This window comes from Streptomyces sp. NPDC107765, assembly GCF_055657085.1.
In genome coordinates this window covers 132,258-152,905 of sequence record NZ_JBVKBL010000011.1, presented here as the reverse complement: position 1 = coordinate 152,905, position 20,648 = coordinate 132,258, and the positions used below count along the sequence as shown (strand labels likewise).

General features: G+C 69.2%; 15 protein-coding genes. 5 read left to right on the top strand and 10 right to left on the bottom strand.

What is annotated here, in order from left to right:
- The first annotated feature begins 7 nt into the window (after positions 1-7).
- The 3 genes from ACZ7MX_RS25695 to ACZ7MX_RS25685 all read left to right on the top strand — a co-directional run bounded on the left by ACZ7MX_RS25695 (position 8) and on the right by ACZ7MX_RS25685 (position 3,852).
- Positions 8-1,234, top strand: coding sequence for a thiolase family protein (locus ACZ7MX_RS25695; RefSeq protein ID WP_472135589.1), 1,227 nt, complete (start codon positions 8-10; stop codon positions 1,232-1,234).
- Positions 1,231-3,363: a 3-hydroxyacyl-CoA dehydrogenase NAD-binding domain-containing protein gene (locus ACZ7MX_RS25690; RefSeq protein WP_472135588.1), complete on the top strand. Its 2,133-nt coding sequence runs from the start codon at positions 1,231-1,233 to the stop codon at positions 3,361-3,363. Before ACZ7MX_RS25695 ends, ACZ7MX_RS25690 begins: the two co-directional genes overlap by 4 nt.
- A gap of 102 nt (positions 3,364-3,465) precedes the next feature.
- The gene (locus ACZ7MX_RS25685) at positions 3,466-3,852 is read left to right on the top strand and encodes an NTP pyrophosphohydrolase (protein WP_472135587.1); all 387 of its coding nucleotides are present in this window, start codon (positions 3,466-3,468) and stop codon (positions 3,850-3,852) included.
- Here ACZ7MX_RS25685 and ACZ7MX_RS25680 read toward each other — a convergent pair.
- Positions 3,761-4,153: an MmyB family transcriptional regulator gene (locus ACZ7MX_RS25680; RefSeq protein ID WP_472135586.1), complete on the bottom strand. Its 393-nt coding sequence runs from the start codon at positions 4,151-4,153 to the stop codon at positions 3,761-3,763. The genes ACZ7MX_RS25685 and ACZ7MX_RS25680 overlap by 92 nt on opposite strands.
- On the opposite strand from ACZ7MX_RS25680, the gene ACZ7MX_RS25675 reads away from it, so the two are divergent.
- Positions 4,079-4,327, top strand: a complete 249-nt coding sequence (locus tag ACZ7MX_RS25675) for a hypothetical protein (protein WP_472135750.1) — start codon at positions 4,079-4,081, stop codon at positions 4,325-4,327. The genes ACZ7MX_RS25680 and ACZ7MX_RS25675 overlap by 75 nt on opposite strands.
- 80 nt (positions 4,328-4,407) lie before the next feature.
- On the opposite strand, the gene ACZ7MX_RS25670 is transcribed toward ACZ7MX_RS25675, so the two are convergent.
- The 9 genes from ACZ7MX_RS25670 to ngcE form a co-directional block, all read right to left on the bottom strand.
- Complete coding sequence (locus ACZ7MX_RS25670) at positions 4,408-5,943, bottom strand: amino acid permease (RefSeq protein ID WP_472135585.1); 1,536 nt, start codon at positions 5,941-5,943, stop codon at positions 4,408-4,410.
- 198 nt (positions 5,944-6,141) lie between these two features.
- The gene (dxs, locus tag ACZ7MX_RS25665) at positions 6,142-8,112 is read right to left on the bottom strand and encodes a 1-deoxy-D-xylulose-5-phosphate synthase (RefSeq protein WP_472135584.1); all 1,971 of its coding nucleotides are present in this window, start codon (positions 8,110-8,112) and stop codon (positions 6,142-6,144) included.
- Between the two features lie 237 nt (positions 8,113-8,349).
- Complete coding sequence (locus tag ACZ7MX_RS25660) at positions 8,350-9,690, bottom strand: sugar ABC transporter permease (protein WP_472135583.1); 1,341 nt, start codon at positions 9,688-9,690, stop codon at positions 8,350-8,352.
- A complete protein-coding gene (locus ACZ7MX_RS25655; RefSeq protein ID WP_472135582.1) occupies positions 9,687-10,487 on the bottom strand; it encodes an ATP-binding cassette domain-containing protein in 801 nt (266 codons plus the stop codon). The genes ACZ7MX_RS25660 and ACZ7MX_RS25655 overlap by 4 nt, the downstream gene beginning before the upstream one ends.
- Positions 10,488-10,720: 233 nt before the next feature.
- The gene (locus tag ACZ7MX_RS25650) at positions 10,721-11,815 is read right to left on the bottom strand and encodes a substrate-binding domain-containing protein (RefSeq protein ID WP_472135581.1); all 1,095 of its coding nucleotides are present in this window, start codon (positions 11,813-11,815) and stop codon (positions 10,721-10,723) included.
- Between the two features lie 139 nt (positions 11,816-11,954).
- Positions 11,955-13,154, bottom strand: coding sequence for an ROK family transcriptional regulator (locus ACZ7MX_RS25645; RefSeq protein ID WP_472135580.1), 1,200 nt, complete (start codon positions 13,152-13,154; stop codon positions 11,955-11,957).
- Between the two features lie 208 nt (positions 13,155-13,362).
- Entirely contained in the window at positions 13,363-14,331 is a 969-nt protein-coding gene (locus tag ACZ7MX_RS25640; RefSeq protein WP_472135579.1) for a carbohydrate ABC transporter permease, read from the bottom strand.
- On the bottom strand, positions 14,331-15,254 hold the full coding sequence (locus tag ACZ7MX_RS25635) for a carbohydrate ABC transporter permease (RefSeq protein WP_472135578.1): 924 nt from the start codon (positions 15,252-15,254) through the stop codon (positions 14,331-14,333). The genes ACZ7MX_RS25640 and ACZ7MX_RS25635 overlap by 1 nt, the downstream gene beginning before the upstream one ends.
- A gap of 63 nt (positions 15,255-15,317) precedes the next feature.
- Positions 15,318-16,757, bottom strand: coding sequence for an N-acetylglucosamine/diacetylchitobiose ABC transporter substrate-binding protein (ngcE, locus tag ACZ7MX_RS25630; RefSeq protein WP_472135577.1), 1,440 nt, complete (start codon positions 16,755-16,757; stop codon positions 15,318-15,320).
- 435 nt (positions 16,758-17,192) lie between these two features.
- Here ngcE and ACZ7MX_RS25625 point away from each other — a divergent pair, with 435 nt between their 5' ends.
- On the top strand, positions 17,193-20,609 hold the full coding sequence (locus tag ACZ7MX_RS25625; RefSeq protein ID WP_472135576.1) for a GH92 family glycosyl hydrolase: 3,417 nt from the start codon (positions 17,193-17,195) through the stop codon (positions 20,607-20,609).
- The last annotated feature ends 39 nt before the right edge of the window (positions 20,610-20,648 follow it).

The window sequence follows — 20,648 nt, the reverse complement described above, 5'->3', positions numbered from 1 at the left end:
AGCCAACGTGCCTCGTACCGCTAGGGACGTCGTCTTCGTCGACGGCGTCCGCACCCCGTTCGGCAAGGCGGGCCCGAAGGGCATCTACCACGAGACCCGCGCCGACGACCTGGTCGTGAAGTCGATCCGGGAGCTGCTGCGCCGCAACCCCGGTCTCGACCCGGCGAAGATCGACGAGGTCGCCATCGCCGCCACCACCCAGATCGGCGACCAGGGCCTGACCCTCGGCCGCACCGCCGGCATCCTCGCGGGCCTCCCGCAGTCGGTGCCCGGCTACTCCATCGACCGTATGTGTGCCGGTGCGCTGACGGCCGTCACCGCGACCGCCGGCTCCATCGCCTTCGGCGCGTACGACGCCGTCATCGCCGGCGGTGTCGAGCACATGGGCCGCCACCCCATGGGCGAGGCGGTCGACCCCAACCCCCGCTTCGTCAGCGAGAAGCTGGTCGACGAGTCGGCCCTGTTCATGGGCATGACCGCGGAGAACCTCCACGACCGCTACCCGCAGATCACCAAGCTGCGCGCCGACGAGTACGCGGTGCGCTCGCAGGAGAAGGCCGCGAAGGCGTACGCCAACGGCAAGATCCAGCAGGACCTGGTCCCGATCTCGGTGCGCAACACCAACGCCGAGGTGGGCGAGACCGGTTGGGGTCTGGTCACCGCCGACGAGCCGATGCGCCCGGGCACCACCCTGGAGAACCTCGCGGGCCTCAAGACCCCGTTCCGTACGCACGGCCGGGTCACCGCGGGCAACGCCGCCGGTCTCAACGACGGTGCCACCGCCTCGATCATCGCGTCCGAGGACTTCGCCCGGGAGCACGACCTCCCGGTGAAGATGCGCCTGGTCTCCTACGCCTTCGTGGGCGTCGAGCCCGAGGTCATGGGCTACGGCCCGATCCCGGCGACGGAGAAGGCGCTCGCCAAGGCCGGCCTCGGCATCGGCGACATCGGCCTGTTCGAGATCAACGAGGCGTTCGCCGTCCAGGTCCTCGCCTTCCTCGACCACTACGGCATCGCGGACGACGACGAGCGGGTCAACCAGTACGGCGGCGCCATCGCCTTCGGCCACCCGCTGGCCTCCTCCGGCGTCCGGCTGATGACCCAGCTGGCCCGCCAGTTCGAGGAGCAGCCCGAGGTCCGCTACGGCCTGACCACCATGTGCGTCGGCTTCGGCATGGGCGCGACGGTCATCTGGGAGAACCCGAACCACAAGGACGCCGGAGGCGACAAGTGAGCACCACCACCGCCGAGCTGCTCAAGGGCGCGGCCGAGCTGTTCCCGGACGAGGTCGTGACGTCGGCGCACGTCCGCCACCTCGACCTGCCCTTCGGCGCGGGCCGGTTCGCCCTCATCACGCTGGACAACGGCTTCGACCACACCAAGCCGACCACCTTCGGCCCGGGCTCGCTGGCGAACCTCAACGCCGCGCTCGACCAGGTCGAGAAGGAGGCCGCGGACGGCGAGATCGTCGGCGCCGGCATCACCGGCAAGCCTTTCATCTTCGCGGTCGGCGCCGACCTCAAGGGCGTCGAGCTGCTGAAGAAGCACGAGGACGCGCTGGCCATCGGCAAGGGCGGCCACGAGGTCTTCAAGCGGCTCTCCGGGCTCGCCGTGCCGACCTTCGCGTACTACAACGGTGCCGCGATGGGCGGTGGCGTCGAGGTCGGTCTGCACTGCTCGTACCGCACCGTCTCCAAGGCCCTGCCGGCCTTCTCGCTGCCCGAGGTCTTCCTCGGTCTGGTCCCCGGCTGGGGCGGCTGCGCCCTGCTGCCGAACCTCATCGGTGCGGACAAGGCCGTCTCGGTCATCATCGAGAACTCGCTCAACCAGAACAAGCAGCTCAAGGGCCAGCAGGTCTTCGACCTCGGCATCGCCGACGCGATCTTCGAGGGCGCGGACTTCCTGGAGCAGTCGCTGATCTGGACCGCGCAGGTGCTCAAGGGTGACGTCACCGTCGAGCGTCCCGAGGTCGACCGCGGCGAGGCCTGGGACCAGGCCGTCGCCAAGGGCCGCTTCATCGCCGACGGCAAGGTGCACGGCGCCGCCCCGGCCGCCTACCGCGCGCTGGACATCATCGCGGCCGCCAAGAGCGGTGACCTGCAGGCCGGTTTCGACGCCGAGGACCAGGCGCTCGCCGACCTCATCATGGGCGGCGAACTCCGCGCCGGGATCTACTCGTTCAACCTGGTGCAGAAGCGCGCCAAGCGGCCCGCCGGCGCCCCGGACAAGAACCTGGCCCGCCCGGTCACCAAGGTCGGCGTCGTCGGCGCCGGTCTGATGGCCTCTCAGCTGGCGCTGCTGTTCCTGCGCCGCCTGGAGGTGCCGGTGGTCCTCACCGACATCGACCAGGAGCGCATCGACAAGGGCGTCGGCTACGTCCACGGCGAGATCGACAAGCTGCTGGGCAAGGGCCGGATCAACCAGGACAAGGCCAACCGCCTCAAGGCCCTGGTGACCGGTGTCCTCGACAAGGCCGAGGGCTTCGCGGACGCGGACTTCATCATCGAGGCCGTCTTCGAGGAGATCGGCGTCAAGCAGCAGGTGTTCGCGGAGGTCGAGGCGGTCGCCCCGGCGCACGCGATCCTCGCCACCAACACCTCCTCGCTGTCGGTGACCGAGATGGCGTCGAAGCTCGAGCACCCCGAGCGGGTCGTCGGCTTCCACTTCTTCAACCCGGTCGCGATCCTCCCGCTGCTGGAGATCGTGCGCGGCGAGAAGACCGATGACGCCGCGCTGGCCACGGCCTTCGGCGTCGCCAAGAAGCTGAAGAAGACCGCGGTCCTCACCAAGGACGCCCCGGCGTTCGTCGTGAACCGCATCCTGACCCGCTTCATGGGCGAGATCCAGAACGTCATCGACGAGGGCACCCCGGTCGAGGTCGCCGAGAAGGCCATCGAGCCGCTGGGTCTGCCGATGTCCCCGCTGGTGCTGCTGGAGCTGGTCGGCCCCGCGATCGGCCTGCACGTCTCGGAGACCCTCAACCGGGCCTTCCCGGACCGCTTCAAGGTGTCGCCGAACCTCAAGGCGGTCGTCGAGGCCGGCAAGCGCGGCTTCTACGTCTACGACAGCGGCAAGCCGGAGCTGGACCCCGAGGTCGCCGCGCTGCTCAAGCAGGGCGACTCGGTGCTGACCGAGGCCCAGGTCCGCGACCGGGTGCTCGACGCGGTCGCCGAGGAGATCGGCCTCATGCTCGACGAGGGCGTGGTGGCCGAGGCCCAGGACATCGACCTGTGCCTGATCACCGGCGCCGGCTGGCCCTTCCACCTGGGCGGCATCACGCCGTACCTGGACCGTGAGGGCGTCTCCGAGCGGGTGACCGGCAAGAAGTTCCTGGCCCCGGGCGTGGCGAGCGTGCCCGCGTAACGCGGCTCGGTACGAAGGCGCGGGCCGGCTCGGCGGAGCCGGCCCGCGCTGCCGTATGTCCGGGCGGGAGCCGCGGGCGCCCCGGCATGGCAGGGTGGCGCCATGGATACCTTGGTCATCGTCGATGCCGCGAACGTCGTGGGCTCGGTCCCCGACGGCTGGTGGCGGGACCGGCACGGCGCGGCGGAACGGCTGCGCGACACCCTGCCGGCCTACGCCGCGGGCGGGCTGCCGGGCCTCGCCGAACCGCCCCTGGAACTGGTCCTCGTGGTGGAGGGCGCGGCGCGCGGGGTGACGTCCGTGGAGGGCGTACGGGTGGTTCCGGCGCCCGGCAGCGGTGACGACCGGATCGTGGAACTGGTCGCGGACGAGGGCACCGGGCGGGACTGCCTGGTGGTCACGGCGGACCGTGGACTGCGCGACCGCGTGCAGGCGCTGGGCGCCCGGGTGACCGGGCCGCGGGCGGTCCGGGGGCGCGGACGCGCGTGATGCGCGCGGCGGTCGCGCCCGGAAGCCGCGACCTCAGCAGGAGCATCGCGTCGTGGTCCGGGGTGCCGGGCTCGGCCTGATAGACGACGAGGCGGTGGCCGTCGGTGCGGGCGACCGTGTACGCCTCGTAGCTGAGGTCCATCCGTCCGACCGCCGAATCGGCGAAGCACTTGCGGCCGTTGGTCCGCGCGCGCACGTCGTAACGCTGCCGGAGGGTCGCGGCGGCGTGGTCACCGAACTGGCCTGGAACAGCTGTCTGACCCCGCCGGAGCCGGTCAACTTCTCCGCGGAGTGGGCCCACAAGGACCTGGAGTACGCGGCCCGCATGGCCGGCGGAGTCCCGCACCCGGTCCTGGACGGCGTGCGGACCCTGTTCGGCACGGCGCTGGCCGACGGCCGCGGCAAGGAGGACTGGAGCACGGTCAACCCGACGGCGGCCGGTTCGTCAGGGGCGTTCGTGAAGGGCGCTGCGTGAGGAGTCCGCACGGATCACCCGGGCCGGGCAGGTCCGGTCAAGGTCCCGGCCGGCCCGGGTGATCCGTGGGACGGGCCGCGCTAGCCGTTGTTCTGCCGGTTGCGGAGGCCGAGGCGGCTGTGCGATCTGCCGTAGAGGAAGTAGATGACGAAGCCGATGGCCATCCAGATCGCGAACCGGATCCAGGTCTCGGCGGGCAGGTTGAGCATCAGCCAGAGCGAGGCGAGGACCGACAGCAGCGGCACCACCGGCACCCACGGGGTGCGGAAGGAGCGCGGCAGGTCGGGGCGGGAACGGCGGAGCAGGACGACGCCGATGGCGACGACCACGAACGCGAAGAGCGTGCCGATGTTGACGAGTTCGGCGAGCACGTCGATCGAGGTGAAGCCGGAGACGACGGCGACGATGACGCCCAGGGCGATGGTCGAGCGGTAGGGCGTGCCGAACCGCGGGTGGGCGCGGGAGAACACCCGCGGCAGCAGCCCGTCCCGGCTCATCGCGAAGAACACCCGGCTCTGGCCGAGCAGCAGGATCATGCAGACCGAGGTCAGGCCGACCGCGGCGCCGAAGCTGATGACGTCGGCGAAGAACGGCTTGCCGAGGTCCTTGAACGCGTCCGCGAGCGGGGCGTCGACCGAGAGCTTGTGGTAGTTCTCCATGCCGGTCACCACGACCGAGACCGCGACGTACAGCAGGGTGCAGATGGCCAGGGAGCCGAGGATGCCGCGCGGCACGTCCCGCTGCGGATGGCGGGTCTCCTCGGCGGCGGTGGCGACGACGTCGAAGCCGATGAACGCGAAGAAGACCACGGCCGCCCCGGCGAAGATGCCCATGACGCCGAAGTGGGACGGGGTGAACCCGAAGATGAGCTCGATCAGGGGTGCGGACACCCCGCCGCCGGACGGCGTCGGCTGGCTGGGCGGGATGAACGGGTGGTAGTTGGCCCCGCTGATCAGGAAGGCCCCGGCGATGATGACCAGCAGGACCACGGTCACCTTGATCGCCACGACCACGCCGGTCACCCGGGAGGACAGCTTCATCCCGAGGACGAGGATGCCGGTCAGGACGAGCACGAGGATGCAGGCGAGCAGATCGAACCCGAAGCGGCCCTCGTGCGTGCCGGCGAGGCCGGCGGGCAGATGCCATCCGGCGGTGTCCAGCAGGGAGCGGATGTAGCCGGACCAGCCGACCGCGACCACCGCGCAGCCCAGGGCCAGTTCCAGGATCAGGTCCCAGCCGATGATCCAGGCGGGCAGCTCACCCAGTGAGGCGTAGGAAAAGGTGTAGGCCGATCCGGCGACCGGCACGGTGGAGGCGAACTCCGCGTAACACAGGGCCGCCAGCGCGCAGACCACGCCGGCGGCGATGAAGGACAGTGCGACGGCCGGTCCGGCCTGCTCCTTGGCGATCTTTCCGGTGAGGACGAAGATGCCGGTGCCGATGATGACACCGACACCGAATACGGTCAGGTCGAGCGCCGAGAGGGACTTCTTGAGGGTGTGTTCCGGCTCTTCGGTGTCCTGGATCGACTGCTCGACGGACTTGGTGCGGAACAGGCCGTTGGCCCGCCGCGCCGTGTGTCGTGGTCCGATGTGTGGTCCGTGCTGTGTGCTCATGGGCGAACCTCCGCCTGGACGACCCTGGCAACTCTCCTGAACTGACCGAGTCTCCGCAATGGCGTGAAACAGTCAGCTTCGGCGGGCCCCCGGACGGCGGGGATTCACCCGATGGGGTGCGGTTGCCGTGATGCCGATGGGCCGGGCGGAACATCCGTACGGATGACCGGCCGGCCCATCGGCAGCAGTGCGCGGGAATCAGTCGCGGGCGACCTCGGCGGGCTCCGCGGTGCCCCGGGCACCGGCGGCGTCCTCGGCCGACGCGGCGCCGGCGGCGTCCTCGTCGCGGTTGTCGATCTTGGCGACCAGGCCGGTCACCTGGCGGGCGATGTCGGGGGCGGTGAGCCCGATCTCCGCCATGACCTCCTTGCGGGAGGCGTGGTCGAGGAACCGCTCGGGGATGCCGAAGTCCCGCAGCGGCAGGTCCACACCGGCGTCCCGCAGCGCCTGCGCGATCGCCGAACCGACGCCGCCGCTCCGGGAGTTGTCCTCGACGGTGATGACGACCCGGTGCCGGGCCGCCAGGCCGGGCAGCGCCTCGTCGACCGGCTTGACCCACCGCGGGTCCACGACGGTGGTGGAGATGCCCTGCTTGTCGAGGAGGTCGGCGATCTCCAGGCACATCGGGGCGAGCGCACCCACGGACACCAGCAGCACGTCCGGCCGCTCGACGGCGCTGGCGGGCTCGCGCAGCACGTCCATGCCGCCGACCCGGCGCACCGCCTCGACGGCGGGGCCGACCTTGCCCTTGGAGTAGCGCACGACGGTCGGTGCGTCCTTGACCTCGACGGCCTCGCGCAGCTGCGCGCGCACCTGGTCGGCGTCGCGCGGCGCGGCGATCCGCAGGCCCGGGACGACCTGGAGCAGGGACATGTCCCACATGCCGTTGTGCGAGGCACCGTCGTCGCCGGTGACGCCGGCCCGGTCCAGGACGAAGGTCACGCCGCACTTGTGCAGCGCGACGTCCATCAGGATCTGGTCGAAGGCGCGGTTGAGGAAGGTGGCGTAGACCGCGAAGACCGGGTGCAGGCCGCCGGTGGCCAGGCCCGCCGCCGAGACGGCCGCGTGCTGCTCGGCGATGCCGACGTCGTAGACCCGGTCCGGGAACTCCTTGGCGAACTTGCCCAGGCCCACCGGCTGCAGCATCGCCGCGGTGATCGCCACGATGTCGTCGCGCTCCCGGCCCAGCTCGACCATCTCGTCGCCGAAGACGGAGGTCCAGCTGGCGCCGCCGGAGGCCACCGGCAGACCCGTGTCGGGGTGGATGACGCCGATGCCGTGGAAACGGTCCGCCTCGTCCTGCTCGGCCGGCTTGTAGCCGCGGCCCTTCTCGGTGAGGCAGTGCACGATGACCGGGCCGCCGAACCGCTTGGCGCGCTGCAGCGCGGACTCCAGCGCCTCCATGTCATGGCCGTCGATCGGGCCGACGTACTTCAGGCCCAGGTCCTCGAACATGCCCTGGGGCGCGATGAAGTCCTTCAGGCCCTTCTTGGCCCCGTGCAGGGTCTCGTAGAGCGGTTTGCCGACGACCGGGGTGCGCTCCAGCAGGTCCTTGCCGCGGGCCAGGAAGCGCTCGTAGCCGTCGGTGGTGCGCAGGGTGGCGAGGTGATTGGCCAGCCCGCCGATGGTCGGCGCGTAGGAGCGCTCGTTGTCGTTGACGACGATGACCAGCGGGCGGTCCTTGGCGACCGCGATGTTGTTCAGCGCCTCCCAGGCCATACCTCCGGTCAGCGCGCCGTCACCGATGACCGCGACGACATGGTCCTTCTTCCCGCGCACCTGGTTGGCCTTGGCCAGACCGTCCGCCCAGCCCAGCACCGTCGAGGCGTGGCTGTTCTCGATGACGTCGTGCGCCGACTCCGCCCGCGAGGGGTAGCCCGACAGACCGCCCTTGGCCCGCAGCTTGGAGAAGTCCTGACGGCCGGTGAGCAGCTTGTGGACGTAGGACTGGTGGCCGGTGTCGAAGAGCACCCGGTCTCTGGGCGAGTCGAAGACCCGGTGCAGGGCGATGGTCAGCTCGACCACACCGAGATTCGGGCCGAGGTGGCCGCCGGTCTTGGAGACCGCGTCGACAAGGAAGGAACGGATCTCCCCCGCCAGCTGCTCCAGCTGCTCCGGGCCCAGTCGGTCCAGATCGCGCGGTCCCCTGATACGGGAAAGCAACGCCACCCCTGCCTCCTTGCTGCTTGCTGCTGCTGCCGTCGATCGATCGAGCTTGCCGATCAGATGAGTCTAATGTCGCGCCTGCTGCCGCGACGCCCGGGCCTTGCGATGTATGTCACTCGGGTGAAAGCCGTCTTTCGGCCGCCCCGGAAATGCCTCCGGGAACACGTTTCGGCCCCCACCGGGACACGCCCGGTGGGGGCCGGTAGCTGCCGTCCGGGAAGGGACGGCGGCGGGGCAGTGTCAGGTACGGCCCGCGGTCTTCTGGGTCCGCCGCGACACCGAGTCGATCACGACCGCGGCCAGCAGCACCGCGCCGGTGATCATGTACTGGATCTCACTGGCCATGCCCAGCAGGTTCAGGCCCTGCTGGATGGACTGGATGACCAGCATGCCCAGCAGCGCGGACCAGATCTTGCCGCGGCCGCCGAAGAGGCTGGTGCCGCCGATGACCGCCGCCGCGATGACGTTCATCAGGGTGTTGCCGGAGCCGAGGTTCTTCGTGGCGCCACCGGAGAGGCTGGCGATGAAGAGCCCGCCGAAGGCGGCGAGCATCCCGGAGATCGCGAAGACGCTGATCCGGATCTTGTTCACGTTGATACCGGCCCGGCGGGCCGCCTCGGCGTTGCCGCCGACCGCGAAGATCTGCCGTCCGTACGAGGTGCGGCGCACCACGAAGTCGGCGATGACCAGGACGGCCAGGAACAGCACCAGGGCCAGCGGGAGCCCGCGGGCGCCGGCCGGCTCGTTGAGGACGTAGGCGACCACGAAGGCGATCACCGCGACCACACCGGTGCGCAGCAGGATCTCGCTGAGCGGCCGGGAGGTCAGCGCGGCGGCCTTGCGGCGCTTGCTGTCCAGCAGCAGCGAACCGGCGTACGCGAGGACCGCGACCAGCGCGAGGCCGTACGCGGCGGCCTTGTCCTCGAAGTAGTAGCCGGTGAGGTTCTCGACCAGGCTGCCGCTCGGCGTGTTGATCGAGCCTTCCTGGCCCATCATCCAGATCTGCAGGCCGCTCCAGCCGAGGAATCCGGCCAGGGTGACGACGAACGCCGGCACGCCGATCTTGGCGAAAAAGAAGCCATGGATGACGCCGATGACCACACCGGCCGCGATGGCGATCAGGACCGCGAGCCAGTCGTTGACGCCGTGGGTGACGCTGAGCACCGCCCAGACGGCCGCGCCGACGCCGGCCACCGAGCCGACGGAGAGATCAATCTCACCGAGCAGCAGGACGAAGACGATGCCGACGGCCATGATGCCGAGGCCGGAGGTGTAGACACCGATGTTCGCGAGGCTGTCCGCCGACAGGAAGCTGCTGTTCTTGAGCTGGAAGACGATCGCGATGACGATCAGGCCGATGACGACCGGCAGCGAGCCCAGCTCACCGCCGCGCACCCGGCGCTTGAAGTCGGCGAGGTAGCCGGCCAGGCCCGCCTCCCGGACCAGCAGCCGGGGGTCGACGGCGGCGGGCTGGGGGGCGTCGGCGGCGGCGGCCTGCTCGGTCTCCGTCACCGCGTCCGTCGCCTCGCCGGCCGCGGCCTCCGTGACGCCGCCCGTCGGCTCCTTGGTGAGGTCGCTCATGCCCCAACCTCCTTCTTCACCTGGTCCGTGCGCGCCTTGCGGCGGGTCACCGCGTTGTCCGAGGCACCCGTGATGGCGGCGATGATCTCTTCGTGGGAGGTGCCCTCGACGTCGAAGACACCGTTGTTGCGGCCCAGCCGCAGCACCGCGACCCGGTCCGCGACGGCCTGCACATCGGCCATGTTGTGGCTGATGAGGATGACGCCCAGGCCGCGCTCGCGCAGCCGCTCGACCAGGTCGAGGACCTGCGCGGTCTGCTCGACGCCGAGCGCGGCGGTGGGCTCGTCGAGGATGACGATCTTCGGGTCGCCGATCAGCGCACGGGCGATGGCGACGACCTGCCGCTGGCCGCCGGAGAGCGCGGCGACCGGGATGCGGACGCTGGGGATGCGGATGGAGAGGGTGTCGAGCAGTTCCTTGGCGCGCTTCTCCATGGCGATCTCGTCGAGGATGCCGGCGGTGCGGCTCTCGTTGCCGAGGAAGAGGTTGGCGACGACGTCGAGGTTGTCGCAGAGCGCGAGGTCCTGGTAGACGGTGGCGACGCCGAGCTCCTGGGCGTCGTGCGGCTTGTTGATGCGGACCGCCTCGCCCTCCCACTCGATGGTGCCGTCGTCGACCGGGTGGACGCCCGAGATGGTCTTGACCAGGGTGGACTTGCCGGCGCCGTTGTCGCCCACGAGGGCGACCACCTCACCGGGGTGGATCTCCAGCGTGACGTCCGTGAGTGCCTGGACGGCGCCGAACCGCTTGGAGATTCCGCGCAACGCCAGCACAGGCGTAGCGGACACGTGAATCATCTCCTTCGCCGCCGTCACAACGGCGGGGCATGGTGGTGCAAAGAGGGGTGCTCTGCGAGCGGGAGGAGTGGTGCTCTGCGAGCGCTCAGAGGGGTGCTCGGCGAGCCGAGGTGGATGCCGGGGAGGGCCCCGCCCGCGCCCGGAAGGGGTCGGCGCGGGCCGGGGCCGGATGCCTTACGCGGTACCGAGGGGGTGGTGCCGCGCGGGAGATGGCGCGTAGGTGCTGTCGCCGGCTACTTGATGCCGGCCGCCGCGCAGGCCTTCTTGACGTCGCCGGTGCAGATCTGGCTCGCCTTGTAGACCTTGTCCTTGATGATCGTGGTGGCGATGTTGTCCTTGGTCACGATCTGCGCGTCGTAGAGCTTGGCGGGGATGCCCTTGACCGCGCCGCTGAGGCTGTCGACCTTGGTGGACGTCAGGGAGTCGATCTTCTCGCCCTTGAGCAGCTTGACCGCGATCTCGGCCGTGGAGTCGGCCTGCGGCTTGATCTGCTTGTAGATGGTGAACGCCTGGTCGCCCTTGAGGAGCCGCTGCAGACCCGCGAGCTCGGCGTCCTGGCCGCCGACCGGGACCTTGACGCCCTTCTGCTTGAGCGCGGTGATGATGCCGCCGGCCATGCCGTCGTTGCCGGAGTAGACGCCCTGGATGCCGTCCTTGCCCAGCGAGTCGAGGGCCGCGTTCATCTTCTTGTTGGCCTCGTCCGAGGACCAGTCCGGGATGTCCTGCTCGTACGCGATCTTCTTGACCTGCTTGTCGAGGACGCTGTGTGCGCCCTTCTTGAAGAACGGCATGTTCGGGTCGGTCGGCGAGCCGTTGATCATGACGACATTGCTGTCCTTGGCCTTGTCGCCGAGCGCCTTGACCAGCGCCTGCCCCTGGAGGCGGCCGATCTTCTCGTTGTCGTAGGAGACATAGGCCGAAATTTTGCCCTCGGCCAGACGGTCGTAGGCGATGACCTTGACGCCCTTCTTGGCGGCCTGGTTCACCCACGACTGGGTGGCCTTGTAGTCGACCGGGTCCAGGATGATCACCTTCACACCCTGGGTGATCAGCGCGTCGAACTGCTTCTTCTGGGTCTCGGTCTCCTGCGCCGCGTTGTTGTACTTGACCGTGCAGTCGCTGCACAGTTCCTTGATCTTCGCCTCCATCATCGGGCGGTCGAAGGTCTCGTAACGCGTGGTCTTGTTCTCCGGCAGGAGCAGGCCGATGGTCTTGTTGTCGCCACCGCCGCCCTTGGCGCCGTCTCCGGCCTTGCCGCACGCGGCAACGGAGAGAGCCATCGAAACGGCGGCGGTGCCTATGACGACGCGGCGCGTCCAAACGTTCATTGGGGTTGCCTCCCTGACGAGGCCGCGTCGTTGCGGCCGAGGTGGGGGAAGTCAACTCGGCCGCCAGCCGACCGTCAAGAAGTAAATCCTTAACGAGATGGCAACGGTGCCATGCGTTAGCTGTGTGAACGCAGAGCGCTTATGCCAGGGCGGGTGCGTCCACGTGCTGAGCGCCGTCGAGCAGCGTCGAATCGCCCATCTCGCTCAGCACCAGCGCCAGCGCGCCCAGCACCTCGGCGCGACCGCCGAGCGTGCCGGTGACGATGCCCAACTGCCGTGCGGCGCTGGGGATTGCGTACCGGGAGACGGATTCGCGGATCGGCGCGAGCACCAGCTCACCGGCGTCGGCGAGATCGCCGCCGAGCACCACTCGGCTGGGATTGAGCAGATTGCACAGGTTCGCCACACCACTTCCGATATGGCGGCCTACGTCCGCGATGACCCGCCGGCAGCCCGGGTCGCCCTCGCGAGCCAGCTCGACCACCCGCGCCATGGTCAGATCGGGTCCGTGGCTCGGCTGCAGCAGCGGCAGGACGTACCGGGCCGCGGTGAAGGTCTCCAGGCAGCCGCGGTTGCCGCACCGGCACACCGGCCCGGACTCGTCCAGCGTGATGTGCCCGATCTCGCCCGCGGTACCGCCCGGCCCGCGGTAGATCTGCCCGCTGATCACCAGCCCGGCACCGACACCGCTGGCGACCTTGATGTACGCGAGGTCGGCGGCCCCGCGGCCACCACCCCAGACCAGCTCGCCCAGCGCACCGAGGTTGGCGTCGTTGTCGACGTAGACCGGCACGCCCAGCCGCCCGGACAGCTCCTGGCCGGGGTTCGTACCCGTCCAGCCCGGCAGGATCGCGGTCGAGCCCAGCGTCCCGGATTCCACGTCGATCGGTCCGGGCACGCCCAGGCCGACGCCGATGACCTTGTCCGCGCCGATGCCGGTCGCCTCGATCAGCCGGTTGACCAGCACTTCCGCGCGGTCGAAGCCCTCCGCGGCGGAGGCGTCCACATCGATCGGCTCGGCCTCCTCGGCGAGCACCTGGTGCGCCAGGTTGCCGACCGCCACCCGCAGGTGGGAGTGGCCGAAGTCGACGCCCACGACGATGCCCGCGTCACCGGAGAGCGAGACGCTGCGCGCCCGCCGGCCGCCCGCCGACGTGGGGGTGACCTCGACGGTGCCGCCGTCCTTCAGTTCCCGGACGATGTTGGAGACGGTGGCCGCGGACAGCCCCGTGCTCCGGGCGATCTCCGCCTGGGTGAGCGAGCCCGCCATGCGTACCGCGCGTACCACCCGCTCCAGATTGGCCCGGTGCAGCGAGGACTGCGACCCCGGAGTCTCCATCGACTCATCCACTCCCGCCTGGGACGGACGGCGCGACGACCGCCCGCCTTGCCGGACCACAGCAGCGGGGCCCGGCTTGTCTCCAACATGTGAATCTAAGCTGAGCCGCCCGGGCCACCTCCCGTCAAGTCCTCCAGGCACCCCGAAACCAGCACAGCGCACCGGCCTCCCGCCGGCAATCCGACGGGAGGCACGGTCTGATCAGGCACTACTTGAGCGCGCCGGCGGTCAGCCCGGCCACCACCTGGCGCTGGAAGATGATGTACGCGGCGAGCACCGGGAGCATCGCGATCGTCAGACCCGCGAACAGTCCCGACCAGTCGCCCTTGTATCCCTGGCTCACCGCCAGTGCCACCAGTCCCTGGGTGAGCATCTTCTTGTCCGGATCACCGACGTTGAGCACCGTCGGCAGCAGGTACTGGTTCCACTGCCCGAGGAAGTTGAAGATCCCGACGCTGATCAGACCGGGTTTGGCCATCGGCAGCATGACCTGGAAGAAGGTGCGGGTGTGCGAGGCACCGTCGATCAGCGCGGCCTCGGCCACCGAGGTGGGCAACGTCCGGAAGAAGCCGCTCAGGAAGAAGACCGTGAACGGCAGCGAATAGGCGATGTAGACCAGGATCAGGCCGTGATAGCTGTCCAGCAGCGTCATGTTCTTCATGACGAAGAACAGCGGCACCAGCGCGAGGATGACCGGAAAGCCCATGCCGCCGACGAACAGGAAGTAGAGGAAGCGGTTGCCGGGGAAGTCGAAACGGGCCAGCACATAGGCCGCCATCGACCCGAGCAGCATCGTGCCGATCAGCGAACCGCCCACCACGATCAGCGAGTTGAGGAAGTACTGGCCCATGTTCGCCTTGTCCCAGGCGCGGGCCCAGTTGTCGAAGTGCAGCACCGAGGGCAGGCTCCAGGGCGAGCCGAAGATCTCGGTGTCGTCCTTGAAGGAGCTGACCACCGCCCACAGCAGCGGCATGGTCACCAACAGGCCCCAGATGACCAGGACTCCGTGCGAGAAGACGTTGAGGACCCGGCCCTCGCCGCCGCCGTCCCGGCCGGCCGTTCCGTCCGGGCCGCCGCGTCCGGCGCGCGGTCCGGGCACCCGCGAGGCGGCCCCGCCGGGCGACCCCTGCTCCTTGGTGACGCCCGGGAGGTCCGCGGGGTCGGTCTGCGCGCTCATCAGAACTCCAGTCGCTCGCGGCGTCCCAGCCGCATGACGATGCCCGAGAAGATCAGGGTCACGATCAGCAGGGAAACGCCGATGGCGGTCGCATAACCGGCCTGACCGTCGCGGAACGTCTTCTGGTACACGTACAGCGGAAGGACCTCGGTCGAATAGTCGGGACCGCCCGGGCCGACGCTCATGATCTGCACGAACGCGAAGGCCGAAACGTCCAGGGCGAGAATGCCCATGTAGATCCAGCCGGTCTGCACGGTGTCCCACAGCAGCGGCAGGGTGATCCGGAAGAAGGTGTTGAAGCGGTTCGCGCCGTCCAGCAGCGCGGCCTCGTAGAAGTCCTTCGGAATGGAACTCATACCGGCCGAGAACAGCACGACGTAGAAACCGACGTTGGCCCACACCATGGCGGCCATCACGCACCACAGCGCGAGCTGCGGATCCCCCAGCCAGTCGGGCTGCACACCATCGAGCCCGATCGCCTTGAAGAACGCGTTCAGGGCGCCGCTCTCCGGGTTGTAGGCGAACTGGAAGAGCAGCGCCACGATCGGCACCGACAGCACCTGCGGGAAGAAGTAGAGGATTTTGTAGGTGCCCGAGCCGCGCACCCCGCCGATGACCGCCTTCTTCCGGCGGCGGCCACCGACGTTGAGCATGAATGCGAAGAACAGGCCGAGCGAGAGCGTCACCACCGGCAGCAGCAGCAACAGCGTGACGCTGTTGCCCACCGCGGCCCAGAACACCTCGTCCTTGAAGAGGCGGGCGTAATTGTCGAACCCGACCATCTTCAGGTCCGGACTCAGTCCGGTCCAGTCCGTGAAGGAGTAGTAGATGGCCTGGAGGAATGGCGAGATCACGAAGATCGCATAAATCGCCAGCGGGAGCACCAAGAACCCCGCGATGAAACGGTACTTACCGTGCTTCATGACTACCGATCCCGCTCTCTGCCTGCGTTCCCACCGCCGGTGACGCGTCGGACGACGTATCCGTCAGCGCTTGTACTTCTTCACGCTGGAATCGTCGCGGGTTTCGTCCGCATACTTCTGGATCTTCGCGATGGCCTCGTCGGGCGTCATCCGGCCGGCCATCATCTCGCCCAGCGCGCCGACCCCGATGCGTTCCTTCTGCAGCGCCACGTACCAGTCCTGCAGCCGCGGATTGACGATGTTCTGGCCCGCCTTCTGCAGTGCGGCCTGCGCCGATGCCAGGCCCGGCGGCAGCTTCAGTCCTTCCGTGCCGCCGTTGAGCGAGGTCAGCGAGGACACCTGCTTGATGAAGTTCTGCGCGGACTGCTTGCTGAGCATGATGCGCAGCAATTCCATTCCGCCCTCGGCGTTCCGGGCCTTCCTCGGGACGATGTACGGCTCACCGCCGGACGCCCAGATCGTGCCGTACGGCATCTTGTCGGAGGAGGACAGACTGGACGGGGCGCCGACCGCGAGGTCGAAGTGCGGGTTCTTCGCGATCTGCTTGGCCGACTCGTTCTCCACCCAGGAGCCGTTGGGAATGAACAGCGCCTTGCCCTCGGCCCAGGCCTTCTGCGACTGGAGGTGGTCCAGGCCGGGCGAGCCCTTCAGCACATAGCCCTTGCGGTACAGCTCGTAATAGGCCTCGAAGGCCGCCTTGACCGCCGGGTCCTTCCAGGCGTTGGGCTCCAGATTGTCGATCTTCTTCAGGACCTCTTCGCCGCCGATCTTCGCGATGAACGGGTAGAGGCTGAAGGGCAGGTAGTACGGGTACTTACCGGGGTACGTCCAGCCCGCGACGCCCTTCTTCTTGGCCTTCGCGCAGAGCGCGAGCATGTCGTCCCAGGTTTCGGGGTATTCCGCGTCGAGCTTGTGCAGATTGCTCCGGGAGTACCACACCCCGTACACCGTGTAGGCGTAGTAGAGGATCCAGGTCTCCTTGCCGCCGAACTGCCCCATTTCCACGACGCCGGGGCGCAGGGTGTCGCGCACCTTCTTGTTCGGGTCGTCGACGGAGGGGGCGTCCAGGAGCGGGGTGAGGTCGGTCAGCTGGTCCTTGGCCACCAGCGTGCCGAAATCCATCTGCTCGGCACCGGAGTTGTCGACCAGGTCCGGGGGGTTTCCGCCGTTGAAGCGCGGCTGCAGGGTCGACTGGATCTTCTGGGTGGAGGACAGCTTGACCTTGCCGTCGGCCTTCGGGAAGTCCTTGACGTACAGGGCCTGGGCGTCCTTGGCGTATTTGTCGCCGAATCCGCCGTCGAAGATGACCACGTCGAGGCCGGCCGACTCGTTGACCGCCAGCGGATTCTTCGCCGACTTCTTGCCCTTTTCGACCTTGTCCTCGTCGCCGCCACCGCCGCTGGCACAGGCGGACAGCACGCTCATGGCCGGTACCGCGACGATCCCCAGGGCGGCCGCTCGCTTGACCAGATCACGACGATTGAATTCTGAGGTGGATCCCATGCTCAAGTCCTCGCCTTCTTCAGGACTCAGGCGGTGTACCGGAGCCACCCCGGCACCGCAGGTCAGATGAAGCTGAGTTGTACGGGATGTGCACCGGGCCTGCTAGAGAAATGCGGGTCATTCATCCGTTCCCCGCCTTCCCCCCGGATCCACGGCCTGGGTCGTACGGCCGGTCGGACGCCGACAGGTATAGTCCACTTCCAGCCGAAGGGGCAAGATCGAATGCAGGGTTGGCCGGGCATCTTTCCCTAGTTGAGACCTCGCGGACATGCGGCGCATCTGCCGCCGGTGGCCCGCCGGATCACCCCGCGACACGACCGGCACCCCGATCGCAGTCGCACCCTTGACACCAAAGTCCCCACGCACGTTACTTATCTCTGTTTGCCTTGGCGCCATTCAACTGACAACGATGTCAACCTGGTTGAGAGGGCTCGCGTGCGGATCCGACACCGGCACCGTCAGCTGCGGGACATCACCCGCCCGGCCGCCCTCACGGCGGCCGTTCTGCTCGTCCTCACCCTTCCCGGCCCGGCCCGGGCCGCGCCACCCCATACCCCCCGCGCGGACGCGGAGTTCAGCTCCTCCTTCGAACCCGGCCAGCCCAGCCCGGACTGGACCGACACCGCCGAGACCGGCCCCGACGGCAGACCCCGGACCGACGGCGTGAGCCCGGAGACCACCCCGGCGGCGCCCGGCATGACCACCCGCCCCGACACCGGCCCCACCGACTCCCCCACCGCCAAGGCCCACGCCGGCTTCACCGGCGGGCATGCGCTGCGGTACGCCGGCATCCACACCGCCGACGGCCACGGCTACGCGTACAACAAGATCTTCGACGTCAACGTCCCGGTCACGGCGTCGACTTCGCTCTCGTACCTGGTCTTCCCGGAGATGGCCACGACCGATCTGTCCTACCCCGCGACCCATGTCGCGGTGGATCTGGCCTTCACCGACGGCACCTACCTCAGCGACCTGTCCGCGGTCGACCAGCACGGCGCTCCGCTGACCCCGCAGGGCCAGGCCGCGTCCAAGACCCTCTACGTCAACCAGTGGAACCACCGCACCTCGCGGATCGGCGCGGTCGCCGCCGGCAAGACCGTCGACCGGATCCTGGTCGTCTACGACGCGCCCAGGGCCCCCACCGCCGCGCCCGCCTTCCGCGGCTGGGTCGACGACATCACCCTCCGGCCCACTCCGCCGGAGAAACCGCTCGCCCATCTGTCGGACTACGCCGTCACCACCCGCGGCACCCTCTCCAGCGGCAGCTTCTCGCGCGGCAACACCTTCCCGGCCACCGCCGTCCCCAACGGCTTCAACTTCTGGACCCCGGTGACCAACGCGAACTCCGCCGACTGGCTCTACGAGTACGCGCGGAAGAACAACGCCGACAACCTGCCCACCCTCCAGGCGTTCAGCGCCAGCCACGAACCCAGCCCCTGGATGGGCGACCGGCAGACCTTCCAGGTGATGCCGTCCGTCGCGGACGGCACCCCGGACGCCTCCCGCACCGGCCGTGCGCTGCCGTTCCACCACAGCAACGAGACCGCCCGGCCGCACTACTACGGCGTGACCTTCGACAACGGCCTCAAGACGGAGATCACCCCGACCGACCACGCCGCGCTGATGCGCTTCACCTTCCCCGGCGACCGGGCGAGCCTGATCTTCGACAACGTCAACAACAAGGGCGGGCTGAGCCTGGACACCGACCGCGGTGTGGTCACCGGCTTCTCGGACGTCCGCAGCGGGCTGTCCGTCGGCGCCACCCGGCTCTTCGTCTACGGCGTCTTCGACGCGCCGGTCACCGGCGGGGGCCGGCTGGCAGGAGGGGGCGGCAAGGACGTCACCGGGTACCTCCGGTTCCGCCCGGGCGCCGACCGGACCGTGACGATGCGGATCGCCACCTCCCTGATCAGCGTGGACCAGGCCCGGGCGAACCTGAACCGGGAGATCCCGGCCGGCACCGCCTTCGGCACCGTCGAGCGGCGGGCCCAGGCACAGTGGGACGCGCTCCTCGGCCGGATCGAGGTCGAGGGCGCCACCCGCGACCAGCTGACCACCCTCTACTCGAACCTCTACCGGCTCTACCTCTACCCCAACTCCGGCTTCGAGCAGGTCGGTTCGCGCAGCCGCTATGCGAGCCCGTTCTCCCCGCAGACCGGCCCGGACACCCCGACCCGCACCGGATCGAAGATCGTCGACGGGCAGATCTACGTCAACAACGGCTTCTGGGACACCTATCGGACCACCTGGCCGGCCTATTCGCTGCTCACCCCGCGGCGGGCCGGGAAAATGGTCGACGGTTTCGTCCAGCAGTACAAGGACGGCGGCTGGATCTCGCGGTGGTCCTCGCCCGGATACGCGGACCTGATGACCGGTACGAGTTCCGACGTGGCCTTCGCCGACGCCTACGTCAAGGGCGTGGAATTCGACGCCGAGGCCGCCTATGCCGCCGCCGTCAAGAACGCCACGGTCGCCCCGCCCGGCTCCGGCGTCGGCCGCAAGGGCATGAACACCGCGCCCTTCCTCGGCTATACGAGCACCGACACCCGTGAGGGCATGTCCTGGGCGCTGGAGGGCTGTCTCAACGACTTCGGCATCGCCCGTATGGGCCAGGCGCTCTACGAGAAGACCAAGAAGCCCCGCTACAAGGAGGAGTCCGACTACTTCCTGGGTCGCGCCCGGAATTACGTCAAGCTCTTCGACGACCGGATCGGCTTCTTCCAGGGCAAGGACGCCGAGGGCCACTGGCGGCTGCCCTCGCAGAAGTTCGACCCCCGGGTCTGGGGCAACGACTACACCGAGACCAACGCCTGGACCGCCGCCTTCACCGCGCCGCAGGACACCCGGGGGCTGGCCAACCTCTACGGCGGCCGCGCCGCGCTGGCGAAGAAGCTGGACGCCTACTTCTCCACCCCGGAAACCGCCGCCAAGGAATTCGCCGGCTCCTACGGCGGTGTGATCCACGAAATGACCGAGGCCCGCGACACCCGGATGGGCATGTACGGCCACAGCAACCAGCCGTCGCACCACATCGCCTATCTCTACGACGCGACCGGGCAGCCCTGGAAGACCCAGGAGAAGGTCCGTCAGGCGCTCTCCCGGCTCTATCTCGGCAGTGAGATCGGCCAGGGATATCCGGGCGACGAGGACAACGGCGAGATGTCCGCGTGGTACGTCTTCAGCGCGCTCGGCTTCTACCCGCTGGTGATGGGCCAGGGCGAATACGCGGTGGGCTCACCGCTGTTCCCCAAGGCCACGGTCCACCTGGAGAACGGCCGCGATCTCGTCATCGAGGCCCCGCGCAACAACGCCCGCAACATCTACGTCCAGGACCTCCGGGTCGACGGAAAGCCGTGGAATTCCACCGCGCTGCCGCACCGGCTGCTCGCCCGCGGCGGCACCCTCGAATTCACCATGGGCGACCGGCCGTCCTCCTGGGGCACCGGCCCGCACGCCGCGCCCACGTCCCTCACCAAGGACGACGAGGTGCCGGTGCCGCCGGCGGACACCACCGACCCGTCCGCCGGCCCGCTCTTCGACAACACCTCCGACACGGCGGCCCCGCTCACCGCGGCGCCGATCGACCTGCCCCGGCCGGCCCGGGTCACCTCGTACACGCTCACCTCGGCCGACCGCGGCACCGCCCCGGCCGGCTGGCGGCTGGAGGGCTCCGCGGACGGCACGCACTGGACGGTGCTGGACCGCCGCTCCGGCGAATCGTTCGCCTGGGACCGGCAGACCCGGGTCTTCGCGCTCGCCCGCCCGGCGGACCACCGGCACTACCGGCTGGTGCCCGACGGCACCGCCACGCTCGCCGAGGTCGAGCTGCTGGGAGCGCCGGCAAGCCGGTGACCGGGGGCGCCTCACCGGCCGCGCCCACGCGGACGGGCC

Excerpts from the sequence above, each read along its gene's own strand:
- ACZ7MX_RS25685 (WP_472135587.1), top strand. The coding sequence starts at position 3,466 with ATGGATACCTTGGTCATCGTCGATGCCGCGAACGTCGTGGGCTCGGTC.
- ACZ7MX_RS25670 (WP_472135585.1), bottom strand. The coding sequence starts at position 5,943 with ATGAGCACACAGCACGGACCACACATCGGACCACGACACACGGCGCGG.
- ACZ7MX_RS25660 (WP_472135583.1), bottom strand. The coding sequence starts at position 9,690 with ATGAGCGACCTCACCAAGGAGCCGACGGGCGGCGTCACGGAGGCCGCG.
- ACZ7MX_RS25655 (WP_472135582.1), bottom strand. The coding sequence starts at position 10,487 with ATGATTCACGTGTCCGCTACGCCTGTGCTGGCGTTGCGCGGAATCTCC.
- ACZ7MX_RS25650 (WP_472135581.1), bottom strand. The coding sequence starts at position 11,815 with ATGAACGTTTGGACGCGCCGCGTCGTCATAGGCACCGCCGCCGTTTCG.
- ACZ7MX_RS25645 (WP_472135580.1), bottom strand. The coding sequence starts at position 13,154 with ATGGAGACTCCGGGGTCGCAGTCCTCGCTGCACCGGGCCAATCTGGAG.
- ACZ7MX_RS25640 (WP_472135579.1), bottom strand. The coding sequence starts at position 14,331 with ATGAGCGCGCAGACCGACCCCGCGGACCTCCCGGGCGTCACCAAGGAG.
- ACZ7MX_RS25635 (WP_472135578.1), bottom strand. The coding sequence starts at position 15,254 with ATGAAGCACGGTAAGTACCGTTTCATCGCGGGGTTCTTGGTGCTCCCG.
- ngcE (WP_472135577.1), bottom strand. The coding sequence starts at position 16,757 with ATGGGATCCACCTCAGAATTCAATCGTCGTGATCTGGTCAAGCGAGCG.